The organism is Frankia sp. KB5 (assembly GCF_002099325.1).
GTDB lineage: Bacteria > Actinomycetota > Actinomycetes > Frankiales > Frankiaceae > Frankia > Frankia casuarinae.
On record NZ_MRUJ01000131.1, the window covers coordinates 1 to 3874 of the forward strand.

General features: G+C 71.5%; 4 protein-coding genes. 1 reads left to right on the plus strand and 3 read right to left on the minus strand.

What is annotated here, in order from left to right; all coding sequences use genetic code 11:
• Positions 1 to 564: 564 nt before the first annotated feature.
• The 3 genes from KBI5_RS13780 to KBI5_RS13790 form a co-directional block, all read right to left on the minus strand.
• Positions 565 to 1068, minus strand: a complete 504-nt coding sequence (locus tag KBI5_RS13780) for a hypothetical protein (RefSeq protein WP_235462984.1) — start codon at positions 1066 to 1068, stop codon at positions 565 to 567.
• A gap of 172 nt (positions 1069 to 1240) precedes the next feature.
• Positions 1241 to 2047 carry a response regulator gene (locus tag KBI5_RS13785; RefSeq protein ID WP_011434789.1) on the minus strand — a complete coding sequence of 269 codons (807 nt, stop codon included), beginning with the start codon at positions 2045 to 2047 and terminating at the stop codon, positions 1241 to 1243.
• Positions 2044 to 3231 carry an ATP-binding protein gene (locus KBI5_RS13790; protein WP_023840869.1) on the minus strand — a complete coding sequence of 396 codons (1188 nt, stop codon included), beginning with the start codon at positions 3229 to 3231 and terminating at the stop codon, positions 2044 to 2046. The genes KBI5_RS13785 and KBI5_RS13790 overlap by 4 nt, the downstream gene beginning before the upstream one ends.
• 427 nt (positions 3232 to 3658) lie before the next feature.
• On the opposite strand from KBI5_RS13790, the gene KBI5_RS27345 reads away from it, so the two are divergent.
• Positions 3659 to 3874, plus strand: a 216-nt coding sequence (locus KBI5_RS27345) for a DUF6158 family protein (RefSeq protein ID WP_085015466.1), incomplete at its 3' end; no start/stop codon positions are given.

The following is a 3874-nucleotide window of genomic DNA, read 5'->3' on the forward strand; positions in this document are numbered from 1 at the left end:
CTACGATCCCGCCGGCCCGCTGCGCCGGACGATGATCGCCGCAGCGGAGGCCGCCGGGTTCGTCGACGTGGACCTGCTCGCCGAGCCGGTCGCGGCGGCCTGGTCGCCGGTTCGATGCGACCGTCGACGGCCAAGGCGGCCGAGGCACTGCAGGTGCCGTAGTCGATGGCGAGGATCGGCTCGCCCACAGCACCCCCTGTCCACGTTTCCAGTGGGCAGATCGTAGCGATGTCGACAAAGCCACCAGCGACACCCTCATCAGTGGGGCGAACGCCGGGACCGAATGTTTGTGACCGGTTGCCCCCCGTGGCGGCTTTCACCGGTGCGGACAGCGGCGGYCGGCGCTTGCCGGTATGAACAGGCGGACTGCCGACCTTCCCCGACGACCGACAGTCCGCGGAATCACGCCGGTGCGCCCCCGATTCGGCACCAAGCCATCTCGCTCCCCCCGACGATYCGGCCCGAACCCGTCGCACCGGCGCGGTCCCTACCCTCGATCCTGGTAGTTCCGATGGGCCGACACCATCCCTCAATCATCGGGGGAAAGCGGATGATCCCCGGCCGTTACCGATCCGTCCGGGTAATCCATCGGCTGGGGCGCCAGGGCGCGCGACGCAGGTCGCCCATGGCTGCCGCCAGCCCGGCTACCTGCTCGGCGGCCTGCTTGCCGAGATCAACGGCCACGGTGCGCGGTAGCGAGGACCCCTCGCCCGGGATCGTGCGCAGCCGGGCGACCACCGGTCCGAGCCGGATGATCTGAAGGTAGCCCGCGAGCGAATCGCCGGTGACGAGATGCAGGTGGGCGGACCCGGCCGTGCCGTCCGTGACGGGCCTGGCCCGGGCGACCAGGCGTCGGGTGAGTGCGGCGGCCCGCCGGTTGTTGCGCAGCAGCCACCGCGAGTCGTCCAGCCGGTACAGATCCGCGTCCGGGGTACCCAGCCAGATCGCGTGCCCACGGTGCACCGCCTGGATCTCACGGCCGTCCGCCTCGGGATTCGTGCCGTCACCGGGGATCGGTTGGTCAGCCGGATGGGCCGTCGCGACGTCGGGAGATCTGATCCGCCACATGCCGACGGGGAGCGCCTCCGGTCCCAGGAACGACCCGCGGAAGGCCGCCCAGAGACGACAGGACCGCGGATGACCCTCATCCTCGCCGCCTCCCCCGCCCATCCTGACGAGGGTGTGACCGAAGCCGGCGCAGGGCAATCCCTCGAAATCAAGGGGCCTCAATCGAGGGGGCTCAGCCGAATCCGAGCTCGCGGGCCCAGAGGGCGGCCGCGGTGCTGGGCGGGATCGTCGCCGGGGCGTCGGGATGGCTCGCCACGTACTTCGCCTTCGCCGTGCGCAGATAGTCGGCGACGACACTGGCCTTGACGTTCATCGCCCGCGCCGCTTCCCGGTGGGACATACCCCGGCAACCGACGAGGACCATCACCTCGGCCTCCCGCGGGGAGGGCCGGTGCAGGCGGCGCCGTCGGCGGGCGGCGTCGAAGATTCGATCGAGCAGGTCGTGCACGGCGGCGGCGGTCATTCCCCACTCGCCGCGCAGCTCGTCAATGAGGTCGCCCTGGGCGAGTCCGCGCAGCAGGTTCCGTTCCCCGGGGCCGATCTCGCCCCGGGACAGCGGTCGCCGGTGCGCATCCTCCAGCAGAAACCCGGCGAGGCGGGCGGAGACGTGGAAGCTACCCCCGGCGACGGCGGTCACCGCCGCCACGAACTGCTGGGCCGGGGCGGTCTTCTCGACGAAGCCGCGAGCCTGCGCGGCGACCGCGTCGAGGACCTCGTCCGGTGTCGCAACCCCGGAGGTCGCCAGCACCCGAAGACCGCGTCGATGCAGGTCGGCCACGGCGGCGGCCCCGGACACCCCGGGCAGGTGCAGGTCGCACACCACGATCCCGGGCGTGGTGTCCCGGTCGAAGGTCTCCAGGCTCGGGGCCGGCGCCAGCACRGAGAACCCCGCGCCGGCGAACCTGGCGGCCAGCGATTCGGTGGCGATCGGATGATCGTCGATGATCGCCACCGAGACCGGCCGGCGATCGACGCTCATCGGCCGGTCCCGGGCGCGCCGGCTCCGGTCGGCTCGGCGGCGGGCCAGCGGAAGGTCACCTTCGTCCCATCGCCCGGCCAGGCGGTCACCAGGGTCTCCCCGCCATACCGGCGCAGGGCGGAATAGCTTCCGGTCATGCCCCCGCCCGCTCGGACGGAGCCGGGATCGAACCCCACGCCCCTGTCCCGGACGACCACCAGCACCGAATCCGCGTCGCCCTCGACGAAGAGGTGGACCTCGTCGGTGCTGGCGGAGTGTCGGACCACGTTGCGCAGGGCCTCCCTCGTCGCGGCCACCAGTGCCTCGCGGACCTCCGCGGGCGGTTCGCCCTTGATCGACACGAAGGGCACCAGGGCGAGCCCCTCGTCGGCCAAGGCGTCCACGACCGCGGACATCATCTCCTCGAGGCCGTTCTGGGTGGAGTCCGGTGAAGCCGTGCCGTCGACGGCCAGGGCCCGCGGGTCCATCCCGCGTGGATCCATGATGATCCGACGCGCCCGCTGTGCCCCGCGCCGGGCCTCCCGGACGAGTGCCGGTGAGGGCACTCCACCGGCGGCAACATGATCGACGACGGGGAGCAGGTAGTCGTGGATCTCCCGATGGGTGATCTCACGCTGGCGCAGGCTTTCGGCCTCCTTCTCCTGCTCGATCGCGAGCCGCCCGGCCGCCGCGGCCTCGTCCTGGGCGGCCGCGGTCGCCGCGCAGAGCGCGCGCAGCTCGCGGGCGATGAGCATGGCGACGACGTACCACAGGGCGAAGCCCAGCAGGTCCGAACCGAGCTTGAGGGAGACATCCGGCAGCACGGCCAGGCTCCATGCCGCCATCAGGACGGCCACCGCACCGACCGCGAGCAGCGTCAGCCCGAGGCCGAAGCCGATGCCCGCGGGTGCGACGAGGCTGAACGGCACGAGCTCAGTCATGATCTTGTTGCGTTCGTCGGGTTGCGCGGCTCTGGACCCGACGAGCATCAGCGCCACGCAGAAGGCGACGTCCGCCAGGACCAACCGGGGGGACAGCCGGCCCGGCCGCCGCCAGACCCGCCAGGTGAACCAGGATGCCTCGACGGCCGCGGCAGCCACGATCAGCACGGCGATCCACGGGTGGCGCAGGCGAGCCCAGCCGAAGAGCGGGATGATCACGAACGTCGCACAGGCTGCTCGGGTGTAGCCGACCATCCGGGACATGCGTTGCTCGGTACGTTGGATGACGTCGCAGGAAGAAGCCGCCGATCCAACCAGCCCGGTCATAGTGCGCAACGGTAGCGAGCCAGCCACAGATCGACCAGCGTCTGCCAGCGCCTGACCAGAAGGAGCGGGCATCTGGTCGTCCCGGTGTGTGAAGAGGGCCATCCGGGCACCGCAATCAGATGCAGACCACGTATCCCGTCATCGTCACGGTCGCGCCGCCGGGTCCCGGCCCGACGCCACCCGAGCCCTCGCCGCCCTCGCCGATCCCCGATCCTGTTCTGCCCGGTCCCGAGCCGACGCCACCCGAGCCCGCGCCGGATCCGGTACCACCGCCCGGCCCGGGGCCGGATGTTCCGATCCCGCCGAACCTGCTGGTCCTCCCGCCAGCCGGGAATCGCGCCGCCGGAATGGGTAGACCGAGGGCATGATGCACCGACCAGCTGGAATTCCCGCGCAGGAGCTGACCGACGTCGATCTCGTCCGAGAGCTGCGGCACCTGCATCGTACCCGGCACGATGCCTTCATCGCGGGGAGCGAGGACGCCTTCGAGACCCACACCGCACGGATGCTGGAGCTCGAACGCGAATACCTGCGGAGGTTCCCGGACGCCGCGAGTCCCGATCCGCGCCGGACCCGAGCC

Bases quoted from the DNA above. Each gene is read 5' to 3' on its own strand.
- KBI5_RS13780 (WP_235462984.1), bottom strand. From the start codon at position 1,068: ATGTGGCGGATCAGATCTCCCGACGTCGCGACGGCCCATCCGGCTGAC.
- KBI5_RS13790 (WP_023840869.1), bottom strand. From the start codon at position 3,231: ATGTCCCGGATGGTCGGCTACACCCGAGCAGCCTGTGCGACGTTCGTG.